At 37.4% G+C, this 22,259-nt stretch carries 19 protein-coding genes; 13 read left to right on the top strand and 6 right to left on the bottom strand.

Translation table 11 applies throughout. The features are described 5' to 3' along the window. The first annotated feature begins 7 nt into the window (after nt 1–7). The 8 genes from IPJ53_01295 to IPJ53_01260 all read left to right on the top strand — a co-directional run bounded on the left by IPJ53_01295 (nt 8) and on the right by IPJ53_01260 (nt 8,951). Nucleotides 8–1,390: a DUF4270 family protein gene (locus tag IPJ53_01295; GenBank protein ID MBK7797725.1), complete on the top strand. Its 1,383-nt coding sequence runs from the start codon at nt 8–10 to the stop codon at nt 1,388–1,390. Nucleotides 1,391–1,419: 29 nt separating this feature from the next. After that, the gene (glmS, locus tag IPJ53_01290) at nt 1,420–3,261 is read left to right on the top strand and encodes a glutamine--fructose-6-phosphate transaminase (isomerizing) (protein ID MBK7797724.1); all 1,842 of its coding nucleotides are present in this window, start codon (nt 1,420–1,422) and stop codon (nt 3,259–3,261) included. An 11-nt stretch (nt 3,262–3,272) separates the two neighbouring features. Then, complete coding sequence (locus IPJ53_01285) at nt 3,273–3,950, top strand: DUF4290 domain-containing protein (protein MBK7797723.1); 678 nt, start codon at nt 3,273–3,275, stop codon at nt 3,948–3,950. Between the two features lie 41 nt (nt 3,951–3,991). Then, a complete protein-coding gene (gene fabG / locus IPJ53_01280; GenBank protein ID MBK7797722.1) occupies nt 3,992–4,738 on the top strand; it encodes a 3-oxoacyl-[acyl-carrier-protein] reductase in 747 nt (248 codons plus the stop codon). A gap of 51 nt (nt 4,739–4,789) precedes the next feature. Continuing rightward, complete coding sequence (locus IPJ53_01275; protein ID MBK7797721.1) at nt 4,790–5,251, top strand: hypothetical protein; 462 nt, start codon at nt 4,790–4,792, stop codon at nt 5,249–5,251. Nucleotides 5,252–5,343: 92 nt separating this feature from the next. After that, entirely contained in the window at nt 5,344–7,389 is a 2,046-nt protein-coding gene (gene paaZ, locus IPJ53_01270) for a phenylacetic acid degradation bifunctional protein PaaZ (protein MBK7797720.1), read from the top strand. A gap of 21 nt (nt 7,390–7,410) precedes the next feature. Then, nucleotides 7,411–8,418 (top strand): quinolinate synthase NadA, encoded by a 1,008-nt coding sequence (nadA, locus tag IPJ53_01265; protein MBK7797719.1) that lies wholly within the window; start codon nt 7,411–7,413, stop codon nt 8,416–8,418. Between the two features lie 35 nt (nt 8,419–8,453). After that, nucleotides 8,454–8,951: a histidine phosphatase family protein gene (locus IPJ53_01260; GenBank protein MBK7797718.1), complete on the top strand. Its 498-nt coding sequence runs from the start codon at nt 8,454–8,456 to the stop codon at nt 8,949–8,951. Between the two features lie 279 nt (nt 8,952–9,230). Here IPJ53_01260 and fdhF read toward each other — a convergent pair whose 3' ends face one another. Further along, nucleotides 9,231–11,975, bottom strand: coding sequence for a formate dehydrogenase subunit alpha (gene fdhF / locus IPJ53_01255; GenBank protein MBK7797717.1), 2,745 nt, complete (start codon nt 11,973–11,975; stop codon nt 9,231–9,233). 286 nt (nt 11,976–12,261) lie between these two features. Continuing rightward, complete coding sequence (locus tag IPJ53_01250; GenBank protein MBK7797716.1) at nt 12,262–13,914, bottom strand: NAD(P)H-dependent oxidoreductase subunit E; 1,653 nt, start codon at nt 13,912–13,914, stop codon at nt 12,262–12,264. 399 nt (nt 13,915–14,313) lie between these two features. On the opposite strand from IPJ53_01250, the gene IPJ53_01245 reads away from it, so the two are divergent. Further along, entirely contained in the window at nt 14,314–14,463 is a 150-nt protein-coding gene (locus IPJ53_01245; protein MBK7797715.1) for a hypothetical protein, read from the top strand. A gap of 58 nt (nt 14,464–14,521) precedes the next feature. On the opposite strand, the gene IPJ53_01240 is transcribed toward IPJ53_01245, so the two are convergent. Beyond that, complete coding sequence (locus IPJ53_01240; protein MBK7797714.1) at nt 14,522–16,078, bottom strand: YifB family Mg chelatase-like AAA ATPase; 1,557 nt, start codon at nt 16,076–16,078, stop codon at nt 14,522–14,524. A 153-nt stretch (nt 16,079–16,231) separates the two neighbouring features. On the opposite strand from IPJ53_01240, the gene IPJ53_01235 reads away from it, so the two are divergent. Then, entirely contained in the window at nt 16,232–16,645 is a 414-nt protein-coding gene (locus tag IPJ53_01235) for a hypothetical protein (GenBank protein MBK7797713.1), read from the top strand. Between the two features lie 51 nt (nt 16,646–16,696). Here the strand turns inward: IPJ53_01235 and IPJ53_01230 are convergent, their stop codons facing one another. Next, nucleotides 16,697–17,272, bottom strand: coding sequence for a nitroreductase (locus IPJ53_01230; GenBank protein ID MBK7797712.1), 576 nt, complete (start codon nt 17,270–17,272; stop codon nt 16,697–16,699). Between the two features lie 49 nt (nt 17,273–17,321). Between IPJ53_01230 and IPJ53_01225 the strand changes: the two genes are divergently transcribed. Genes IPJ53_01225 through IPJ53_01215 form a run of 3 tightly spaced genes read left to right on the top strand, consistent with a single transcriptional unit; the run spans nt 17,322 to nt 19,733 of the window. Further along, a complete protein-coding gene (locus IPJ53_01225) occupies nt 17,322–17,987 on the top strand; it encodes a metal-dependent transcriptional regulator (GenBank protein ID MBK7797711.1) in 666 nt (221 codons plus the stop codon). 1 nt (nt 17,988) lies between these two features. Then, on the top strand, nt 17,989–18,969 hold the full coding sequence (locus tag IPJ53_01220; GenBank protein MBK7797710.1) for a zinc ABC transporter substrate-binding protein: 981 nt from the start codon (nt 17,989–17,991) through the stop codon (nt 18,967–18,969). Between the two features lie 2 nt (nt 18,970–18,971). Continuing rightward, a complete protein-coding gene (locus IPJ53_01215; protein ID MBK7797709.1) occupies nt 18,972–19,733 on the top strand; it encodes a metal ABC transporter ATP-binding protein in 762 nt (253 codons plus the stop codon). Here the strand turns inward: IPJ53_01215 and IPJ53_01210 are convergent. After that, nucleotides 19,730–21,370: an ATP-binding cassette domain-containing protein gene (locus IPJ53_01210; GenBank protein ID MBK7797708.1), complete on the bottom strand. Its 1,641-nt coding sequence runs from the start codon at nt 21,368–21,370 to the stop codon at nt 19,730–19,732. The genes IPJ53_01215 and IPJ53_01210 overlap by 4 nt on opposite strands. Before the next feature lie 142 nt (nt 21,371–21,512). Further along, on the bottom strand, nt 21,513–22,259 hold the full coding sequence (locus IPJ53_01205) for a GLPGLI family protein (GenBank protein MBK7797707.1): 747 nt from the start codon (nt 22,257–22,259) through the stop codon (nt 21,513–21,515).

The raw sequence follows: 22,259 nt of genomic DNA, 5'->3' as shown, positions 1-22,259 counted from the left end.
TTGTCAGATGAATCTAAGAATTTTTAAGAAAGGCCTAGTTTTACCAATTGGGCAGTGCGTTTTGTTAGTTGCAATGGTATTTTTCTCCTTGGTTTCATGTGATAAAAATGAGACTCTTGGAACAGATTTGATTTCTGACGAGTGGGTTAATGCCAAAGGTGTGGACACTTTCAGCTTCAGCATGAAGCCATATCAACAAGATTCCCTTTTAACAGCCTATGCAGGTCTGCCAGGCACGTTTTTACTGGGCAAAATGGATGACCCAATTTTTGGTAAAGTGGAAGCAGAGTTTTATAGTCAGATTAGGTTTATACCCACCAAGGAAAGGAGTTTTTTAACCAACAAAATTGATTCAGTAGTATTAAGTATTCGATATGATACTGTTGAATTTTATGGTGATCCTACAAAACTTCAAAAAATAGAAGTGTTTCAATTGGACGAGCCTTTAGATCAAAGAACTAGATATTATTCAGATTTTAAAGCAAGGCTTAAATCAACTCGACTGGGAGTATTGGAACAATTTATTCCAAATCGCAATGATTCTGTGAAAGTTACACAAAACAATGTGACCTCATCATTTTTTCCGCAATTAAGGATTCCGTTGGACACTTCAGTATTTATGGATATTCTTCGCAAAATGCCTGATACTGTGTTTACCAATGTAGATAGTTTTATTTACCTATTTCCTGGTATAGGCTTAGTAGCAAGTCAGGAGGCTTCCATGATGGCATTAAACCCCGCTAACAGTGACAGTAGAATTACCATTTACTATCAAATAAATGATACTACTCAAGGTCAGTTTGTATTTAATATGGGAGATTTTGCAGTTAAAGCACCACATATAAAAGTTGACAATTCATCCAGTCCTGCCGGGTTATTTATAAGTGGCCAAACCTCTGGAGATAGCCTTTTCTTTATTCAGGGGATGAGCGGGAGTGATGCCAGACTTCAAATGCCTTATGATTCAAGTTGGGGAAATAAATTTTTAAATTTTGCAGTACTTGAATTCTTTGTGGCTGAACTTCCCGGGGACAATTTAAGTTGGTATAAACCCACAGGATTGTTATTTTTACAGGACTTGAGTTCAGGAAAAGAAGAAGATATCAGGGATTATGTAATTGGAAGAAATTTGTCCAGGGATTTAACCAACTTAAGTCAATATTTATCAATTTGTGGAGGAAATCCTGTAAGAATTGTTGAAAATGGCAATAGTGTCTACCGCTACAGGTTAAATATTTCTGCACATTTTCAAAAGAGCGTGAAAGAAAAGAAAGGTCTTGATTTAATCATCAGTCCTCTATACAAAACTGAGTCGGCGCAAAGGGTGGTTCTCTATGGAAATCGACACTCAAAATATCCTGCAAAACTTAGGCTTGTATACTCAGAATAAACACAAAACACATTATATTTACACTTAATATGTGTGGAATTATTGCTTATATCGGAACTAAAGACGCTTACCCAATCCTTATTGAGGGCTTGCAAAGACTTGAATACAGGGGATATGACAGTGCTGGAATAGCCATTCTTGATCATGAAATAAAGGTTTTCAAAAAGAAGGGAAAAGTTCAGGAATTAATAGATTTTACCAAGGATAACCATCCAAAAGGAACCCTTGGAATGGGTCATACTCGTTGGGCTACCCACGGTAAGCCAGATGATATAAATGCCCATCCTCACTCCTCAGGTTCGGGTAGATTGTCAATCATCCATAATGGGATCATAGAAAACTATGCCACCATTAAAGAAGCCCTCAGAAGATTAGGTCACCAATTCCAAAGTGAAACAGATACTGAAGTTTTGGTTCATTTAATTGAGGAGATTCAACAAAGGGAGAATCTCGGTCTGGGAGATGCAGTTAGAAAAGCACTAACTAAAGTAATTGGTGCTTATGCAATTGTTGTGATGGACCAAAACCAACCGGATATAATTGTGGGGGCTCGTAAATCCAGTCCATTGGTAGTAGGTATCGGAGAACATGAATATTTTTTAGCTTCAGATGCCTCTCCAATAATTCAATACACGAATAAGGTAATTTATCTAAATGATGAGGAGGTTGTAGAGATTTCCAGAATAAATGGAATTGAGGTGACCACCATTACTAATGAAGTAGTTCAAGAGCCCATAATTCATGAATTGGATATGAGTATTGATCAATTGGAGAAAAGTGGTTTTGCCCATTTTATGTTGAAAGAGATCTACCAACAACCACAAACTATCTCAGATTGCATGAGGGGGCGACTAAGTGCCATTGAGGGTTGGGCCAGGTTGGGAGGTTTGGAAGAACACTCCATTAGAATAGCGAATGCAAAGAGGATCATTATTGCTGCTTGTGGTACCAGCTGGCATTCAGCTCTAATTGGCGAATATTTAATTGAAGAGTTGGCAAGAATTCCTGTTGAGGTTGAATATGCTTCAGAATTTAGATACCGAAATCCCATCCTAGGTCCACAAGATGTGGTCATTGTGATTTCTCAATCGGGAGAAACTGCAGATACACTGGCAGCAGCAGAGCTGGCCAAGGAAAAGGGAGCACTTGTTTATGGGGTAGTTAATGTAGTAGGTTCTTCTATCGCACGTTTAACGCACGGAGGCTCCTATATTCATTGTGGTCCTGAGATTGGAGTTGCCTCTACCAAGGCATTTACAGGTCAGGTTACATTGTTATCACTTATGGCAATTGTTCTTGGCCATAAAAACGGTTCACTTAGTAATTCATATTATCACCAGCTTATTGCAGAATTGGCTCAGATACCTGAAAAAGTATCCCAAGTTCTCTATACCAACGATGATATCACAAGCCTGGCTGAGAAATTTAAGAATACCAACAATGCTCTTTATTTGGGTAGGGGATATAATTTTCCTGTGGCTCTGGAAGGAGCACTAAAATTGAAAGAGATCTCTTATATACATGCGGAAGGTTATCCAGCTGCAGAAATGAAACATGGCCCAATAGCTCTAATAGATGAGAATATGCCTGTTATTGTAATTGCGACCAATAAGAGTGCTTACGAAAAAATCGTCTCCAATATTATGGAGGTAAAAGCGCGAAAAGGAGTTGTAATTGCAATTGTTGCAAGTGGTGATCACGAGATTAAAAAAATCGCAGATTTTTGTATTGAAATTCCGGCAACAATTGAACCATTAACTCCTTTACTTTCTGTAATTCCCCTTCAACTTTTATCCTATCACATTGCAGTCTTGAGAGGTTGTGATGTTGATCAGCCAAGAAACCTAGCCAAATCAGTAACAGTAGAATAAAGAAATTATTTATGCAGGATGTACATTTTGTTTATAACACCTCTCTTGATGAATTAATAATGCCTGAGTATGGGCGTATGGTCCAAGATCTTGTGCTTCATTGTAAGGCAATAGAAGATCCAAAATATCGTCAGTCATTTGCTGAAACGGTCATTGAGCTCATGCAAATAATGACTCCCTATAACAGGAACTTTGAAGAACACCGGAAGAAGTTATGGCATCATTTTTTCAGAATTGCCCAATATAAAATTGATGTTATTCCTCCAACAGGAATTATTCCTACTCCTGAAAACGATATCATTATACCTGAAAAAATTGAATATCCACATGCATTGGAGAGAAACCGTCATTATGGGAATTATGTGAATGCCATGATTCAAAAGGCTATTACTCTTGAAGACCCAAAAAAGAAAATGGCCTTTGCAGTAATCATTGCAAGTTATATGAAAATGGCTTTTAAAAACTGGAATAAGGAACATTACGTCAGCGATGAAATTATAAAGGAGGATTTGTTCAATATGAGTAAAGGAGTGCTCGAAATACCTGAGGAGACAGTGTTGGAAGTGGCAACTAACTATACCAGACATCAAAAGATCAGACCTAATAATTATAAAGGTGGAGGAAAGAATCAGAAGCATTATAACAAACCCAGAAATAAAAGTAATTTTAAGAGTCGAAGACCACAATAAATAATTAGAAAAATCAATTCCAATACGCTTAAAAAAAAAGTATGTGTAAAGTTCCCGGCAAGGTTTCCCTCGTAACTGGTGGCAGTAGGGGCATTGGTTCGGCAATTGTTGAAAAGCTTGCAAAAAATGGTTCCAATGTCGCTTTTACATATTTAAGTTCACCTGAGAAAGCACAAGAGCTCATTTCAAAACTGGAAATTTACCCAGTAAAAATAAGAGCCTATGCTTCAGATGCATCGAATCACCAAGCGAGTAAAGATTTGATTACACAAGTCGTTGCAGATTTTGGTGGATTGGACATATTGGTGAACAATGCCGGGATAACCAAGGACAATCTTCTCATGAGAATGACTGAAGAACAATGGGACCAGGTGATGAATATCAATCTTAAATCTGCATTTAACTTAACCAAATTTGCAGTAACTCAAATGATGAGGCAACGCAGTGGAAGCATCATCAACATTACTTCGGTGGTAGGCATTTTTGGTAATGCAGGCCAGGCAAATTATGCTGCATCTAAAGCGGGCATGATTGGTTTTACAAAATCAGTAGCTAAAGAAGTAGCCAGCAGAAATATACGCTGCAATGCCATTGCTCCTGGTTTTATTGAGACGGAAATGACGCATGTACTTGATGAAAAGACAAAAGAAAATTTTCTTAAAAATATACCACTTGGAAGATTGGCTCAAGCATCAGAAGTGGCTGATGTGGTAACATTTCTGGCATCTGAACAATCGAGTTACATAACTGGTCAGGTGTTAAGCGTATGTGGTGGGCTTAACATGTAAGAAGACTTAAAAGATCTCAACAAGCCACAGCCAAATTTTCTAGATAGGATTATGAATAAAGCAGCATTTTTACGAGAAGAATTTTCCAAGCATTTGAGAAAACTTGCACCAAATGCTAAAGGGAATTGGGGCGTTATGAATGCACATGAAATGGTTGAGCACATGATAGGTTCTTTCAAAGTAGCAAATGGGAAGATTGGTATTAGAGAAATTGTTACACCATTAGAGAGATTGGATAAGTTACAGGCTTTCATAATGTCTGATATTCCATTTAAAGAAAACACTAAAAACGCCCTCATGGGGGAACGTCCAGACCCTATTCAACATATGCATTTTGAAGATGCCATACATGAATTGGAAAACGAGATAAATTACATGTTTGAAGTTTACGCTGCCAATGAGAAATTGCAGATTCGCAACCCATTTTTTGGCGATCTAAATTTTGAACAAAACGTAGCATTATTATACAAGCATGCTGTTCATCATTTGAAGCAGTTTGGCATTGAGATTTAGCGAAGATTTATTTATCTTTTAGTAAATATTTGAGTTGGACTGAATTGCTGTCCATTTATATTTGTCTTGGAATACAATTAAATTCAAGTAACATGAAATTGAAAAACTACAGTCTTGGTAAATGGATTGAAGGAGATGGGGATGGAATTCCATTAATTAATGCAGTCAATGATGAAATAATCACTTATGCCTCTTCAGATGGATTGGATTTTAATGCAATGCTGAATTATGCCAGGAAATTTGGTGGATCCGCATTGAGGAAAATGACTTTTCAAGAAAGAGGAAGAATGTTAAAAGCATTGGCATTATTTCTCACAGAGAAAAAAGGTGCTTACTATGCCGTAAGTTATAAAACTGGTGCAACCAAAGCAGATAGTTGGATTGACATCGATGGAGGAATCGGAACATTGTTTGCTTATGCTAGTCTGCGACGTAAGTTACCAAATCAATCCTTCTGTTTGGACGGGGACCTGGCTCCACTATCGAAGTCAAACACTTTCATTGGTCATCATTTGTTGGTTCCGAAGGAAGGTGTGGCCATACATATCAATGCATTTAACTTTCCAATTTGGGGAATGCTGGAAAAAATATCTGTTAACTTGCTTGCAGGAATGCCAGCCATCGTAAAGCCAGCCACCGTAAGTAGTTATCTGACTGAAGTCGTGGTAAAAGATATCATTGCGTCAGGAATTTTACCAGAAGGCTCCTTGCAATTAATCTGTGGTTCTGCAAGGGACTTATTAAACAATGTAACCAGTCAAGATGTGGTCACCTTTACAGGATCTGCGACGACTGGAAGAATGTTGCGTGCAAATCCCAGAATGATCGAGGAGTCTGTTCCTTTTAACATGGAAGCAGATTCATTGAATTGTTCGGTGTTAGGCTTGGATGCCAAACCAGGGACTCCGGATTTCGATATTTTTATTAAAGAGGTTCATCGAGAAATGACTGCTAAGTGTGGCCAAAAGTGCACGGCCATTAGAAGATTAATTGTACCCGAAAATTATTTAGATGAGGTCAAAAAGGCTCTTGCTCTAAGGCTTGAGAAAACCATAATTGGAAATCCGCTCAATGAAGAAGTAAGAATGGGCGCATTGGTTGGAAGGACACAATTGTCAGAAGTTAAAGAAAAGGTGGCAGATCTAGCTAAATTAACACCGATTGTATATGGTGATTTAAATATGGTAAATTTAGTTGGGGTAGATGCAAGTTGCGGTTCATTTATGTCCCCAATTCTTATGTTAAATGAACGACCTTTTGATTATCTTCAATCCCATGAAATTGAAGTATTTGGTCCAGTAAGCACTTTGATTCCATATAAGGACATTGATGAAGCAATTTCAATTTCTAAGTTAGGAAAAGGATCACTTGTAAGTTCTATCATCACTTCAAATCCGGATATTGCATCCAATTATGTTATCGGTTCTGCTGCTTACCATGGAAGAATATTGGTGTTGAACGAGTCATGTGCGAAAGAAAGCACAGGTCATGGATCTCCTATGCCTTTGTTGGTTCATGGTGGACCGGGTCGTGCAGGAGGAGGAGAGGAGATGGGTGGACTACGTGGTATTAAGCATTATATGCAGAGAACAGCAATTCAGGGGTCTCCAAGTATGATTACCAAAATCAGCAAGACCTATCAGAATGGTGCTGATACCAATGAAAGTGAAATTCATCTGTTTAGAAAATATTTTGAAGAGCTTCAGGTTGGTGACCTTTGGATAACAGCAAAACATACGGTAACCGAAGCTGACATAACCAATTTTGCGAATTTAAGTGGAGATCACTTTTATGCTCATATGGATATTACCTCATTAGAGGGTACTATTTTTACAGGTAGGGTGGCTCATGGGTATTATATATTGTCAAAGGCTGCAGGGATGTTTGTGGATGCAAAGAAAGGACCTGTTTTACTCAATTACGGAATTGACGAATGTCGTTTTATAAAGCCGGTATATCCAGGAATGACCATTGGTGTAAAATTAATCGTAAAAGAAAAAATTGAACAAGAGAAAAAAAGCGAGGAAGATATTGCCAAGGGAATTGTAAAGTGGGTAGTTGATGTTTATGATGAAACAGGTGATTCAGTTGCCATAGCTTCTATTCTTACCATGGTGAAGAAAAAGGAGAATGTTTAACCTTGCAAAATTTAAGCAAACATGTTAAAATTAAATGTTGCCGAAAAGGATTTATATGTAAAGGGTTTTCTGGATTTAGATTTGGATCCAGAATTGGATTTATTTGAAGAAATCAGGAAGCTTAAGAAGGAGAAGAATGCTGTCATATTGGCACATTATTATCAAGACTCAGACATACAGGATATTGCAGATTTTGTTGGAGATAGTTTGCAATTGTCTCAAGAAGCTGCCAGAACAAAGGCAGATATGATTGTTTTTGCGGGCGTCCATTTTATGGCAGAAACGGCAAAAATTTTGTCACCGCAAAAAAAGGTTGTTATCCCGGATTTAAAAGCCGGATGCTCCTTATCAGATTCATGTCCAGCACCTGTTTTTGCAAAATTCAAGGAAAAATTTCCAGACCACATCGTTGTAAGTTATGTGAATTGTACTGCAGAACTAAAAACCCTGACAGACATCTGTTGTACATCTTCTAATGCAAAGCATATTATCAACAGCATTCCAAGGGATAAAGGAATCATTTTTGCACCGGATAAAAATCTTGGTGCCTATTTGGAGAAAGAGACTGGTCGAAAAATGATATTGTGGAATGGTGCGTGTATGGTTCATGAAATATTCTCACATGAGAAAATAGTAAAACTAAAACATCAGCATCCGGAAGCAAAGATTATAGCGCACCCGGAGTGTGAAGAAATTGTTTTAAAACTTGCTGATTATATTGGTTCAACCAGTGGGTTGTTGAAATTTGTACAACAAGATTCTTGTCAAACCTTCATTGTAGCAACTGAGGCAGGAATCCTTCATCAAATGCATAAGGTTTGCCCTGAGAAAGTTTTTATTCCTGCTCCGCCAAATAATCTTTGTGCATGTAACGAGTGTCCACATATGAAACGAAATACATTGGAAAAGCTCTATTTGTGTATGAAGTATGAACTTCCTGAAGTGACTTTATCTGAACAAGTTATCAGGGATGCAAGGTCATCAATAGACCGGATGCTAGAAATCAGTGCTCAGGTTGGATTAAAATAGAAAAGTATTATTCAATCTTAAATACTTTTTATAAAATGAAGATAATATCAGGTATCATTATCTTTCCGATATTTTTTTCTTGTGTTTCTAAAACAAATATTTATCTGGTAAGACACGCAGAAAAACTAAATAAAGAAGTCGAAAGTCCACTATCAGAAGATGGCAAATTGCGAGCACAGGAACTCACCTATATTATGCGATCAAAGAAAATTGATGACATATATTCCAGCGATTACATAAGGACCAAAGAAACCGTAAAACCATTGGGGAATATATTGCACAAGCAAATTGAATTATATAAAACTGATTCATCCAGTCTAATTTTGCTTTCCAATAAATTAATTTCCTCAAGAGGAAAAAACTTTCTGGTAGTTGGACATTCTAACACAATTCCTATCATGATAAAACAGCTAACCAACAAAACAGTAATTATAGAAGATGGTGAATATGACAAGTTATTTAAAATTACTATCAAATACAGAAAGAAACAAAAGGTCTTTTTGAAAATCAAAAAATTTGGAAATTCAAATTAAGGACAATGAGACATAGATTGGTAAATTGCCATCTATTAATTTTTGTTTAATAGATTGCTAAACCAATTTCATCATATTTTATATTGTAAGTTTTGCAATTAATTCGACCGATTTATAATCAACTCTTACAAGGCTGGTGCAACATTTTACTAAATAATATTAATACTAACATTCAAGGAATCCACGATACAACTTTCTGAAAGAGGACCTGATCATTTATTGGTTCAATAAATCAGACATTATTCAGGAAAACCTATATAGTATACTTTTGTAAATCGGTTATAATTTTTTTATTCTGCAAGAAACAACTTTATATTCCGGGCACATGGCTATTTCATCGCTCACATCAGATGTCACGACATTGAGCATAAGTTCTGGAAAGTGGAATGTTGTACTTAAAATACCAGGTTTGACTTCATCTGTGATGTGCGCCTTTATAGTTACATTTCCTCTGGCTGATTCCAAATAAACCATGTCTTCCTCCAGTATATTTAACCTTTTCGCATCATTGGGATTAACCATCAAAATGTCTTCTGTAATAATATTTGCATTTCCAGTTCTGCGAGTCATTGTTCCGGCGTTGTAATGTTCCAATACGCGGTTGGTAGTAAGTATAAATGGAAATTCATCAGCATGGTTTAATATTTCCGGACTTTCAACATAACCTTTGAAAACGAATTTTCCTTTACCTCGTTTGAATTCATCTTTGTGAAGAATTTTTGTATCCGAGCCATCCGGGAGTACAGGCCATTGTTTTCCATTGACTCCCAATTCATCCCACTTTACACCAGCAAAGAATGGAACGATCTGGCAAATTTCTTCTAGTAAATTTTTAGCTGAGTAATCTGGTTGTGAATAGCCCATCCGGTTCATGATGTCGACAACTATTTGGCCATCAACTTTTGCTTCACCAATTGGCTTTACCACTTGATTAACTCTTTGGATTCTTCGTTCCCCATTAGTGAAAGTTCCTTCTTTTTCTAAGAAAGATGCTCCTGGCAATACCACATGAGCATATTTAGCAGTTTCAGTCATAAAAAGTTCCTGAACAACTAATAGTTCCAAAGATTCAAGTGCTTTTATTACTTTGTGGGTATTCGGATCTGATTGCGCCATGTCTTCACCCATGACCCAAAGGGCTTTAAAATCCCCGGCAATTGCTGCATTGTACATTTCAGGAATTTTTAACCCAATTTCCTGAGGCATTTCGGCCCCATAAAATTTGGAATATTTCTCTCTTATTTCTGGTTGGGTGAGATCAAGATAGCCAGCTCCCTGATAAGGTTGCACGCCCATATCTGCCATACCCTGGACATTGTTCTGACCTCTCAGAGGGTTAACACCTACTCCTCTTCTTCCAATGTTTCCTGTTATCATGGCAAGATCAGCGATTAACATAACCGTGTAGGTTCCCTGATAATGTTCAGTTACTCCAAGACCATGGAAGGACATAGCATTACCTGCTGACGCGTAAGCGATGGCTGCTTCACGAGCTTGTTCTCTTGGCACCCCTGATACAGTCTCTAATTCATCCAAATTTAAGTTGAGGATGTTTTCTTTGAAATCTTCAAAGCCTTCAGTTCTGGTATCAATAAAATCTTTAGCAACTAAACCTTCCTTGATAATGTAATAAAGCATCATATTCAGTACCGCAACATTAGTCCCTGGCCTTAACTGAAGGTGATGAGTGGCCAATCTGGCAATCTCTGTTCTACGTGGATCTATGACGATGGTTGTTTTTCCTTTTAGGGCATGTTGTCTCAATTTGGAACCTGTAACAGGGTGTCCGTCTGTCGGATTGGCACCAATAACCATAATGGCATTGGTATATTTCAAATCTTCAATTGAGTTAGTGGCAGCGCCGGTTCCGAAAGTCCTTTGCATTCCAAGCGCCGTAGGAGAGTGGCACACTCTGGCGCAACCATCGATGTTGTTTGTTCCAATAACCGCTCTGATGAATTTCTGCATCAGATAGTTTTCTTCATTGGTACACCTGGCAGAAGAGATGCCCCCGATTGCATCTGGTCCATATTTACTTTTAACTTCATTTAATTTCTTGGCAATAAAATCGTAGGCTTCCTCCCAGCTAACTCTTTCCAGTATCCCATTTTTGCGAATCATTGGGAATTGGAGTCGTTCCGGATGTTTATAAAACTTAAAGGCATATCGACCCTTGAGGCAAGTGTGACCGCTGTTTACTTCGGCATTATATGGAGCTTGAATACTCAAGATTTCCCCATTTTTAACACTGACTTCCAGGTTACAACCCACTCCGCAATAAGTACAAATGGTCCTTATTTTATCCTGTCCTACAAGAGCCTTGGATTGAAAAACATCTGAAATAGCGGAAGTAGGGCAGGCTTGTGCACAGGCACCACAGCTCACACAATCTGAATCAAAGAAACTTTCATTTTTACCTTTTATAATCTGACTGTCAAAACCACGGCCCATAACGCTCAGGACAAGTTGACCCTGTACTTCGTCGCAAGCCCTGACGCATCTGTAACACATTATACATTTTGAAAGATCAGAAGTCATGTAGGGATGGCTTAAGTCTTTTTGGCGATCCAAGTGATTCTTGCCTTCGGGGTATCTTACTTTACGTATGCCTACTCTGGCAGCCGTGTCCTGCAGTTCACAATTTCCATTCACTTCACAAGTCAAGCAGTCCAAAGGGTGGTCTGTCAGAACCAATTCAATGATATTTTTTCGAAGCTTTTGTATGGATTCAGATTCAGTAATAATGATCATGTTTTCTTCAACCGGAGTATGGCAGGAGGCAACTGTTCTTAGTCCCCCATTTCCAGGACGTCCCACCTCCACACTACAAACCCTACAGGAACCAAAAGCTTCCAGATTAGGAGCATCGCAAAGGGTTGGTACATAATTCTTACCAAGGTGCCGTCGGATAAAAGAAAGCACAGTCTCTCCATCAGCTATAGAATATGGTTTGCCATTTATTTCAGCAGTTTTAGTCTTTATTTCAATGCTTTGAAATTCAGTTAATAAGCTTGCAATTTTCATAAGCTATCTTATTTGGAGTTAAAAATACATCAATCTCTGATTGTTCGACGAACAATTAAGTTAAATACTGCACAGGCTTCAAAAATTCTAAGTAAACAATTAATTCAGATAGAGTGCAAAACCAAGTTGGGATCTATAAAATGAATTTTCATATAGAGAATAATACAATACCATCATGCTGAATCTGACGAAAGATTTAATATCTGAAGTGGAAGTAAATTAATTTCTGATAAATACTGAAGGAATAATTTTGGAGGCTAATTGGATAAATGGAAAGTGTCCCAAATTATTTGAAATAAGGACTTAATTCATCTTTGAAGTATTTCATTGCATTCAAAAACGGAAGAGGTATTCCACCACCTAAAGCACAAAGTGACCCGCGTTTCATAGTATCTAACAGGTCATCCATTAATTTGAGATCAATTTTAAAGTTATGGTCATTTTGGGCTTTTTGCAACAATTCCTTACCTCTTGTTGATCCTAAACGACATGGAAAACATTTTCCACAACTTTCATGTGCAGTGAAAGAAAAAAGATGTTCCAAATACTCAATCATTGGATATTCTTCGGGAACGCTTACTACTGAAGCATGACCCATCATAAAACCATTCTGCGCAAAAGATTCAAAATCTAACGTAAGGTCAGGAATTTTGGATACTGGAACCAATCCTCCCAAAGGCCCTCCAATGTGCACTGCTTTTACGGCCCTTTTAAAACCTGATCCGAGTTGTTTAAAAACCAAGTCTAAAGGTGTTCCCATGTCAGCCTCAAAAATTCCAGGTGTAAAAAAAGCACTATCCAGAGATACAAGTTTTGTTCCTGTAGATTTAGGTGTACCAATAGCGGCATAAGCTTCTCCACCTTCACTGCAAATAAATAAGAGATTGGCAACAGTTTCTACATTATTTACAACGGTTGGTTTTCTAAATAGCCCTTCATGCACCGGAAAGGGTGGTCTTACTCTTACTTCAGGTCTTTGACCTTCAATCGAGGAAAGCAGGGCAGTTTCTTCTCCACAGATATATGCTCCTTGTGCTTTGATAATTTTAAAATCCAAATTAAAATTACTTCCTAAAATAGAGTTGCCAACGAATCCATGGTTTATAAAATCCTGTACTGCCTGATCCATGATTTTGACAGATTCCGGATATTCAGCCCGTATGTAAACTACGGCCTTATTAGCGCCGGTTATATAAGCTGAGATCCATAATCCGATCAAGACCAGATAAGGCTGATGTTCGAGTAAATATCGGTCAGAATAGGAGCCAGGATCTCCTTCATCCGCATTGCAAACGATAAATTTTTGGGTACCTGGAGCTTTTGCACATCCTTCTAATTTTATAGCCATTGGAAAGCCGGCACCTCCCCTTCCTCTGATACCGGAAATCTTTATTTTTTCAAGAAGGGCTTCAGGTTTTTGAGAAAGAAAACCTTTTAATCGATTTGAAATTTCATCTAATGAAAGTTGGGCCCCGGTTAAAATTTGATGACCAATATTCTTAACAAAATAATTGTCCGAGTAGGATTTTGCCTCATTTAATATGGAATCTAATTTATCTATTGATGGTCCCGAATAATTGTGACCTTGAAAATGAAATGCATTGTTTTCATGACATCGTCCAAGGCAACACATTTCTCCAATTTCATCTTTACTGAAGCTTTTTTCTAGAGTCGATTTTAAATTATGTTGGGTTCCGGCAGTAAGACATGCGGAGCCATTGCATACATAGATTTTCTTTCCTGCATTTTCTGTGCGTGTAAAATCATAAAAGCTGGTGGTGCCATAAATATTGGCAGTCCCCATGAGAAATTCTTCGGCAATAGAGCTTATTTCTTCTTTAGTAAGTTGACCATTTTCTTCCGCAACCCTGCCTATGTATTCGAACAGATTTTTGTCCAGTCCTTTTCTACGAGAAAGATGACTTAAGTTTTTTGACATACCGTAAATTGTCTTAATGACAAAGGGTGAAGTTAGCGATAATTTTACTTTTCCATTATCTTATCGAACTTAAGTATGGTTGGGTAAACCGTAAAATCATTTGTTTTGATTATTATAAAAGTTTCATTTTCAATAGTTTAATTTGAAAGATTTCTTTCATGAATCAAGGGCGGTGCTTTTTTAGAAATCATGAGCGCAAAATATGATTCAGAATAAAATTTAATTTTTCTATTATAATCCCACAAAAACATAAGTATTGCTACCCTATCTATGATAAATATTCTTTAATTATCAATGCTTACATAACATGGATGCAATTTTACCCTATTTGATTAACACCCAGGTTGTAGCATCCGGTGGGGGTGGCTTGGAAATATGCTTATAAAAATTGGACTTGGTATGGTTCGCAATTTAATTGCCGGAGTAGCCGGAGGAAATATTTTTCCTTTTATTTTGAATCAACTTATAAATTCAGGGGGAGCAGAAGGTGGATTTGATTGGATGGGTATTGTTGCTGCTCTCATTGGGGAACTGGAGTTTCTCTCCTAGAAGGTTTATTTATAAAGCTTAAATTTATGAAGACCACTTCAGAGGAGTGGTCTTCCTATTATCCTGCCCAACCTTCCTTGTCAAGACTTCGAAAATGGATGGCTTCTGCCAAATGTTCAATTTTGATATCCTCACTGTTTGCCAGATCAGCTATGGTACGAGAAACTTTTAATATTCTGTCATAAGCTCTTGCGGAAAGTTGCAATTTTTGCATGGCCGTTTTAAGTAGAGTAGAGCCAGCCGGACTTATGGGACATAATTCACTCACCATGCTTGAAGTGAGCTGTGCATTTGAGTGAATATCTTTAAAGTCTTTATATCGTTCGGCCTGTCTTTCTCTCGCATGAATTACTTTAAGTCGAATTTCTTCTGAATTTTCAGAAGGTTTTCCTCCATCCATCAATTCGTCAGAAGAAACCGGCGTTACCTCTACGTGCAAATCAATACGATCCAATAATGGGCCACTAATTCTAGCCAGATACTTTTTTACCATTCCGGGACCACAAACGCACTCCTTTTCAGGGTGGTTGTAAAATCCACAGGGACAAGGGTTCATGGAAGCAATCAACATAAAACTGGCTGGGTAATCCAAACTTATTTTGGCCCGGGAAATAGTCACTTTTCTTTCCTCCATTGGTTGTCTGAGGACTTCAAGCACAGTTCTTTTAAATTCTGGAAGTTCATCAAGAAAAAGAACGCCATTGTGGGCTAATGAAATTTCTCCTGGAGAAGGATGACTTCCACCACCTACCAGTGCGACATCACTAACAGTATGGTGGGGTGACCTAAACGGCCTGGTACTCACTAGTCCTGAGTGTCCGGGGAGGATGCCGGCGACAGAGTGTATTTTGGTAGTTTCCAGCGCCTCATGAAGTGACAGTGGGGGAAGAATGGTAGGTAATCTTTGAGCCAACATAGTTTTACCGGCACCTGGAGGTCCGATCAAAATCACATTGTGTCCACCCGCAGCTGCAATTTCCAAAGCCCTTTTAATGTTATTTTGACCTTTCACATCTGCAAAATCTCGGGCAAATTTTGTTTGCTGATAGGCAAATTCTTCACGCGTATCAAATTCTGTCGGCAGGATATCTTTTGTACCTGTTATAAACTCGACAGCCTCCACCAAACTGTTAACACCGATTATGTCTACCTGATTTACAATGGCCGCCTCGCGAGCATTTTCATAGGGAACAATTATTCCTTTGTATTTTTCTTTTCGTGCCTGAATGGCAATCGGCAGTGCACCCCTAATTGGCCTTAACCCGCCATCCAAGGACAATTCACCCAAAATCATGTAATCATTAAGTTTGGTACCATCAATTTGTTTAGTTGCGGCAAGTATGGCAAGGGCGATTGGCAAGTCATAGGAGGAGCCTTCTTTCCTTAGGTCAGCAGGAGCAAGATTTACTACTAATTTTAGTCTGGGAAATGAAAATCCTATATTTTTTATCGCTGCTTCAATGCGTTGATAACCTTCCTTAACAGCATTGTCTGGAAGTCCGACCATAAAGTAATTGATTTTGCCTGCCGCTACGGTACCACCCGCATTGACTTCAACGGTAATTGTTTTTGCATCTACCCCATGCACGGCAGCAGAATATGACTTAAAAAGCATTTTCAAAATTTGTATTAGTAAAATATTCCCAAACTAATGAGGGTGGGTGTCGTCACAAAAGTATTGAAAAATAGCAAAATGCTTGGCTTTAATTATGAAATGTTATAGATTTACTTATCAAACAAATTTTTTAAACTATTTAAACCAAATTTTATGAACACAAAAACAATTGTAGCCGGAATATTAGCCGGGGTGGCCTATTTCTTTTTAGGCTGGATTATGTATGCAACACTTTTGGAAAGCACTTTTGCCAGCATGCAAGGTTCAGCAACAGGCGTAATGAGAGCAGACTCTGACATGGTTTATTGGGCTTTGATATTGGGTAGTTTAGGCATGGGGTTTACACTTGCTTATGTCTTTGGAAACTGGGCTGGAATAAGTTCTGCCGCTGGTGGAATTAAAGCAGGTGCCACAATGGGTTTTTTAATTTCTTTAGGTTTTGACATGGTGGGTTATGCTACCTCTAACATTATGCAGTTGAATGGGGCAATTTTAGACATAGTGGTTTATACTATTAACAGTGCCATAGCTGGAGCAATAGCAGGTTGGTGGTTAGGGAGATCCTGATTGAAAATAATAATAACAAAAGCCCCTGTCTTCTAAAAAGATGGGGGTTTTTCATAACTCTCTAACGACTTTGTCTAAATCCCATCTTTCGGCCGGCAACACAATTTCTTTCTTCCAACCCATATAAAAGAGTCCGAGACACTCTTCATTTTTCTGTAACTTTAAAAAATCATTCATTTTGTAAATAGCCGAAGGTGTGCTCCAATAGGCCCCAATTCCCAAAGCACTTGCAGAAAGCCAGATATTCTGTGTGGCACATGAAAGGGCGGCAGTTTCCTCCCAGGCCGGTATGAGCTCTTCTGAACTTCTATGCAGGCACAAAGCAATAACGCATGCTGATTGAAGAGGCTTTTCAGAAGCTTTTATCATTTTTTGTTCTGAAAATGATTCTTCAGGAGTGATACTTTTATAATGTTCTGCCAAAAACTTAGAAAGATCCACTAGTTTTTCATCTTGAATAATGATAAACCTCCAGGGCTGTGTTTTTTTATGAGTTGGAGCCCAAATTCCATTCTCTAAAATGTTTAATAACAACGCTTTAGATATTTTTCCCGGCTTATAGAATTGAGGAAAAACAGCTCTTCTTTCGCGAATGATACGACTGAGAATAAGAAAGTCTGGGTTCATATTTTGATTGTATTAAAAATTAATTTAGATTTGTCTAAAATTTTGAAACATGTTAAGCTTTACGGAAGAAAATTATCTGAAGGCAATATACAAAATAGCCGAAAGAAATGGAGATCAAAACATTTCCACTAAGGCTATTGCGGAGGAATTAGGAACAACCTCGGCTTCGGTTACCGATATGATAAAGAGGCTGGCTGAAAAGCAATTGATCAGTTATGAAAAATATTATGGCGTCAATTTAAGTAAGGAGGGTCAAAAGCTTGCGCTGGACCTGGTACGAAAGCATCGTCTTTGGGAGGTATTTTTATTTGAAAAACTTGGTTTCAAATGGGATGAGATTCATGATGTTGCGGAGCAACTTGAGCATATTAAATCCAGTGCTTTGGTCCAAAAGCTTGATGAATTTCTTGACTATCCTAAATTTGATCCGCATGGAGATCCTATCCCAAATCAAAATGGCAGTTTTACATTCAGACACCAGACGCCATTAAGCAATATAAAGGTAAAGGGTACAAGGGTTCAAATATTAGGGGTGAAAACTTCAGAAGCTAATTTTCTAAAATACCTGGAAGAGATATTTATCTATCCTGGAAAGGAGTTAGCAATATTGGATTACACACATTTTGACAAATCCATGATCCTTCAGAATGAGGCCTTAAATACTATAACATTGAGCTATAATGTAAGTAAAGAAATACTTGTTAAAACTATATAAGATGAAAACTATTCAAAATATTACAGTATGCTTTTTGATTAGTACTTGTGTTTTTGGAAAGCCCAAAGTGATTGCCACTGCTTCTATGTGGGCTGATATGTGTGCTGTGATTGGTTCGGAAAGAATAGATCTTGACTTAATCGTACCCATTGGTTCGGACCCTCATTTATATGAACCCACCCCAGCTGATTTGGTTAAAGTGGGAAACGCGGATTTAATTTTAATAAATGGATTGACTTTTGAAGGTTGGTTAGGAAAATTGATTCAAAATTCCGGAACTAAAGCAAAGGTGGTTCTCATCACTGAAGGAATTCAAGCTATTGAAAGTAAGGATTTTCACAATGCTACTGATCCTCATGCCTGGATGGATGTAGAGAATGGAATAATTTATGCCTCAAACATTGCCAAAGCTTTATCCGAATTGGTTCCTTTATACGCAGACGAATTTGCGTATAATTTTGGAGTATACAAGAAAGAATTGGAGGAGCTTCACAGATTTGTACAAGAAAAAATTAATGCAATTCCTAAAGAAAGGAGAGTATTGATAACTTCTCATGATGCTTTTCACTATTTCGGAAAAAAGTATGGAATACAATTAGAACCACTGCAGGGAACTTCTACTGAAGCAGATGTTCAATCCGCCACATTAGTGCACATTCATAAGATTATAAAGGACCAAGGGGTTTCGGCTATTTTTGTAGAAAGCACTATCAATCCTAAAATGATGCAACAATTAAGAGCAGAAAACAAAATTGAGATAGGAGGAAAATTATATGCTGATTCACTTGGAGATCCATCAAGTCCAGCGTCTACTTATATAAAAATGTTGAAACACAATGCGACCGTAATCAGTGAGGCACTTTCTAAATCCGTCGAAGATTCGCAAACAAAGAAGAAGAGCACTGGCAGTTTGATCTTCCTCTGGATAACACTGTTTTATGTTTTCGCATTTGGATTGATTTATTTCATAAATAAAAATTGAAAATGGCAACAAATACAAGTTTAGATCAAATAAAATATCCTGTAGAGCTCAAAGGAGTTTCAGTGGCTTATGATCAAAAAAGGGTCTTGTCAAATATTTATTTACATATTGAGGCCCACCATATTTATGGACTCATTGGTCCAAACGGAGCCGGAAAATCAACTTTATTCAAATGCATTCTTAATCAAATTAAAGCCAATGCAGGCGAAATAAGACTATTTGGCCGACCCGTCGCAGAAAATATCACTCGTATTGCATATGTACCACAAAAAGATGAAGTGGATTGGCAATTTCCAGCAACAGTTATGGATATTGTTTTGATGGGAAGATATCCACACAAGGAATGGTATCAATGGATAAATAAAGAAGACAAGGCAAAAGCCGAGGCGGCACTGGCGCAATTGAATATGACCAATTATGCAAACAGACAAATTGGGGAGTTATCAGGAGGCCAACAACAAAGAGTATTTTTAGCAAGAGCATTGTGCCAAGAAGCAGATATTTTTCTGATGGATGAACCCTTTGTAGGGGTAGATGTAAGGACTGAGCAGAGAATGATTAAAATTCTTAAGGAACTGGCTGCTTGTGGAAAAACTATTTTAGTAGTACATCATGACCTGGATTCAGTCCAAAATTATTTTGACCGGGTCATCATGATAAATCAAAAACTAATAGCTTTTGGAGACACTTCAGAGGTATTTACTAAAGAAAATATTTCTGCTACTTATTCTAGCCAAACTCATTTGTTGGAAAAGAATTATTAATTAATCTGGTATGATTGCCATGCTTTACGACGCATTTCTTTGATCGTTTCGTCATGGTAGTAAACATCGAAATCAATAATTTTATCAATACAACCATCCGGTAATATTTCGATTACTCTATTGCAGACAGATTCCATAAAGGTGTGATCATGTGAACTGATCAACACGACTCCCTGAAATTCCATTACATTTTCATTAAAGGCTTGAATACTTTCTAAATCCAAATGATTAGTAGGTTCATCTAAAATTATAAGATTAGGTCCCTGGAGCATCATCATTGAAAGAAGACAACGAACTTTTTCACCGCCACTAAGCACCTTTACACTTTTATTAACTTCATCTCCACTGAACAGCATTCTACCCAAATAACCTCTTAAAAAAACTTCATCCACATCTTTGACACTGGCCGGAACAAAATTTCTTAGCCAATCCATCAAACTAAGTTGTTCTTGAAAATAACTGTTGTGTTCTATTGGCAGGTAGGCTTTTGTGATTGTTGAGCCAAATTCTATTTTTCCTTCTTCAGGTTTAGCTTTATCATTCAGAATATCAAATAAATAGTGAATTGCCATTTGGTCTTTACATAAAAAACCAATTTTATCTCCTTTATTGATTCTGAAATTAAGATTTTTAAACAAGGATCTGTCTTCTGTGCGAGCTGAAAGATTCTCAACATTCAGAATTTGATCTCCAACAGGTCTCTCTGGTTTAAAGATAATTCCAGGGTATTTTCTGGAGGATGGTGTGATGTCTTCAATTACCAGTTTTTCCAAAGCTTTTTTACGACTGGTTGCCTGTTTGCTCTTTGATGCATTGGCAGAAAAACGAGCGATAAAATCCAATAATTCTTTTTTGCGGTCTTCATTTTTCTTATTCTCATCTCTTAATTGCCTTGCCACCAATTGACTCGTTTCATACCAGAAGGTATAGTTTCCTGTGTAAATTTTTATTTTTTGACGATCTACATCTGCCACATGGGTACAAACAGCATCCAGAAAATGCCTATCATGACTCACTACTATTACTGTATTTTCATATTTACTCAAAAATTCCTCAAGCCATTCAACGGTTTCAATGTCGAGATCATTGGTAGGTTCATCCAATAGAAGTATATCAGGATTTCCAAATAAAGCCTGTGCTAATAAAATTTTTACTTTAAGTGTTCCCGGAATGTCAGACATCAACTGATAATGATAGTCTTCCATAACCCCAAGGGAGCTTAATAATGAGGCGGCTTCACTGTCTGCGGTATAACCGCCCATTTCCCCAAAATCCTCTTCGTATTTAGCTGCCAATAGACCATCTTCTTCAGAAAAATCACTTTTGGAATATAAAGCCTCTCTTTTATGAATTAAATCGTAAAGCGTATTGTGTCCTTTCATTACTGTATTTAATACAGTGTCATCATTATAGGCAGAATGATCTTGTCTTAAAATGCCTATACGTTCTCCCGGACTGAGTTCTACCCCACCTTTATTAGGAATAATGTCACCACTCAAAATTTTCAAAAAAGTACTTTTTCCTGTGCCATTTGCACCTATGATTCCATAGCAGTTACCTTTCGTAAAACTAATGTTCACTTCATCAAAAAGCATCCGGCCGCCAAAAGACAATGTAATATTTACCGCACTGATCATAGAATTCGTATAGATTTTAAAATAAGGTGCAAAGGTATATGATTGTCCACATGGGTGGATGCACATTTAATAAATAAAATTACTTTTTGAATATTCAGCTTCAGAAAAACTGAATTAATTTGACAAATAGTTCAAAGAAAATTCAATACCTAATAGACCAATATGGATTTCTCTGTGCCTCAATACTTTCTTTAATGTGTTTTTGTATCAATTCATTGAATTTCGCAGAAGTAATTTTTTTGCCTTTCATTCTGGGAATTTTAAGTGGGGTTGATTTTGGAGAAAAATTAACGGAGGTTGCTGAGATCACTACGTCTCCATCGTTTTTTATAAGTTCTAAAATTGTTCCCGGCAACCCTTCAAATTCTTCCGGTCCGGTACTAAGAGGCAAAGCATCAGTAAACCAGGCAATAATTTTATAATTTTTAATACTATCAGTAGTCTCAGCTTTCATGCATATATAACCTGCCACATCTTTAATCTCATTCAGAATTTTCCATTTTGGTCTCTGATATATTTCATCAATTAAATATGTCTTACCCAATTCCTCTATCAGCCTTACCTTACGTTTATTAGCAAAATCAGTATAAATCATGTAATCACCCTTACGCCAGGAGTATCCGTATTTAGATTCAGCTGCACTTTCTTCTTCATAAGTATAGAAACTCTGAGTAGAATCAAAAGCAAGTATGTACTTTGATTTGTAACCTTCATCCCGACCTCTGGTTAAAATAGAACGGTCTTTTTCTTCTTTACTTAAATATGGCAGACGCTGAACGATTTTCCCCCAATATTCTGTCCGTTCAAAATTGATTTCACCAACATTTTGTGCCTGGACATTTAACAAAAAAATCAAATTGATAAATAAACTCTTAAATATTTTTTTCAT

It is taken from the genome of Candidatus Vicinibacter affinis (assembly GCA_016714365.1).
In the GTDB taxonomy this organism is placed as follows: Bacteria; Bacteroidota; Bacteroidia; order Chitinophagales; family Saprospiraceae; genus Vicinibacter; species Vicinibacter affinis.
Note: the sequence above shows the minus strand (reverse complement) of the source record. Positions and strands in the feature narration are given on the sequence as shown.

Excerpts from the sequence above, each read along its gene's own strand:
- IPJ53_01295 (MBK7797725.1), top strand. The coding sequence starts at position 8 with ATGAATCTAAGAATTTTTAAGAAAGGCCTAGTTTTACCAATTGGGCAG.
- glmS (MBK7797724.1), top strand. The coding sequence starts at position 1,420 with ATGTGTGGAATTATTGCTTATATCGGAACTAAAGACGCTTACCCAATC.
- IPJ53_01285 (MBK7797723.1), top strand. The coding sequence starts at position 3,273 with ATGCAGGATGTACATTTTGTTTATAACACCTCTCTTGATGAATTAATA.
- fabG (MBK7797722.1), top strand. The coding sequence starts at position 3,992 with ATGTGTAAAGTTCCCGGCAAGGTTTCCCTCGTAACTGGTGGCAGTAGG.
- IPJ53_01275 (MBK7797721.1), top strand. The coding sequence starts at position 4,790 with ATGAATAAAGCAGCATTTTTACGAGAAGAATTTTCCAAGCATTTGAGA.
- paaZ (MBK7797720.1), top strand. The coding sequence starts at position 5,344 with ATGAAATTGAAAAACTACAGTCTTGGTAAATGGATTGAAGGAGATGGG.
- nadA (MBK7797719.1), top strand. The coding sequence starts at position 7,411 with ATGTTAAAATTAAATGTTGCCGAAAAGGATTTATATGTAAAGGGTTTT.
- IPJ53_01260 (MBK7797718.1), top strand. The coding sequence starts at position 8,454 with ATGAAGATAATATCAGGTATCATTATCTTTCCGATATTTTTTTCTTGT.
- fdhF (MBK7797717.1), bottom strand. The coding sequence starts at position 11,975 with ATGAAAATTGCAAGCTTATTAACTGAATTTCAAAGCATTGAAATAAAG.
- IPJ53_01250 (MBK7797716.1), bottom strand. The coding sequence starts at position 13,914 with ATGTCAAAAAACTTAAGTCATCTTTCTCGTAGAAAAGGACTGGACAAA.
- IPJ53_01245 (MBK7797715.1), top strand. The coding sequence starts at position 14,314 with ATGGTTCGCAATTTAATTGCCGGAGTAGCCGGAGGAAATATTTTTCCT.
- IPJ53_01240 (MBK7797714.1), bottom strand. The coding sequence starts at position 16,078 with ATGCTTTTTAAGTCATATTCTGCTGCCGTGCATGGGGTAGATGCAAAA.
- IPJ53_01235 (MBK7797713.1), top strand. The coding sequence starts at position 16,232 with ATGAACACAAAAACAATTGTAGCCGGAATATTAGCCGGGGTGGCCTAT.
- IPJ53_01230 (MBK7797712.1), bottom strand. The coding sequence starts at position 17,272 with ATGAACCCAGACTTTCTTATTCTCAGTCGTATCATTCGCGAAAGAAGA.
- IPJ53_01225 (MBK7797711.1), top strand. The coding sequence starts at position 17,322 with ATGTTAAGCTTTACGGAAGAAAATTATCTGAAGGCAATATACAAAATA.
- IPJ53_01220 (MBK7797710.1), top strand. The coding sequence starts at position 17,989 with ATGAAAACTATTCAAAATATTACAGTATGCTTTTTGATTAGTACTTGT.
- IPJ53_01215 (MBK7797709.1), top strand. The coding sequence starts at position 18,972 with ATGGCAACAAATACAAGTTTAGATCAAATAAAATATCCTGTAGAGCTC.
- IPJ53_01210 (MBK7797708.1), bottom strand. The coding sequence starts at position 21,370 with ATGATCAGTGCGGTAAATATTACATTGTCTTTTGGCGGCCGGATGCTT.
- IPJ53_01205 (MBK7797707.1), bottom strand. The coding sequence starts at position 22,259 with ATGAAAAAAATATTTAAGAGTTTATTTATCAATTTGATTTTTTTGTTA.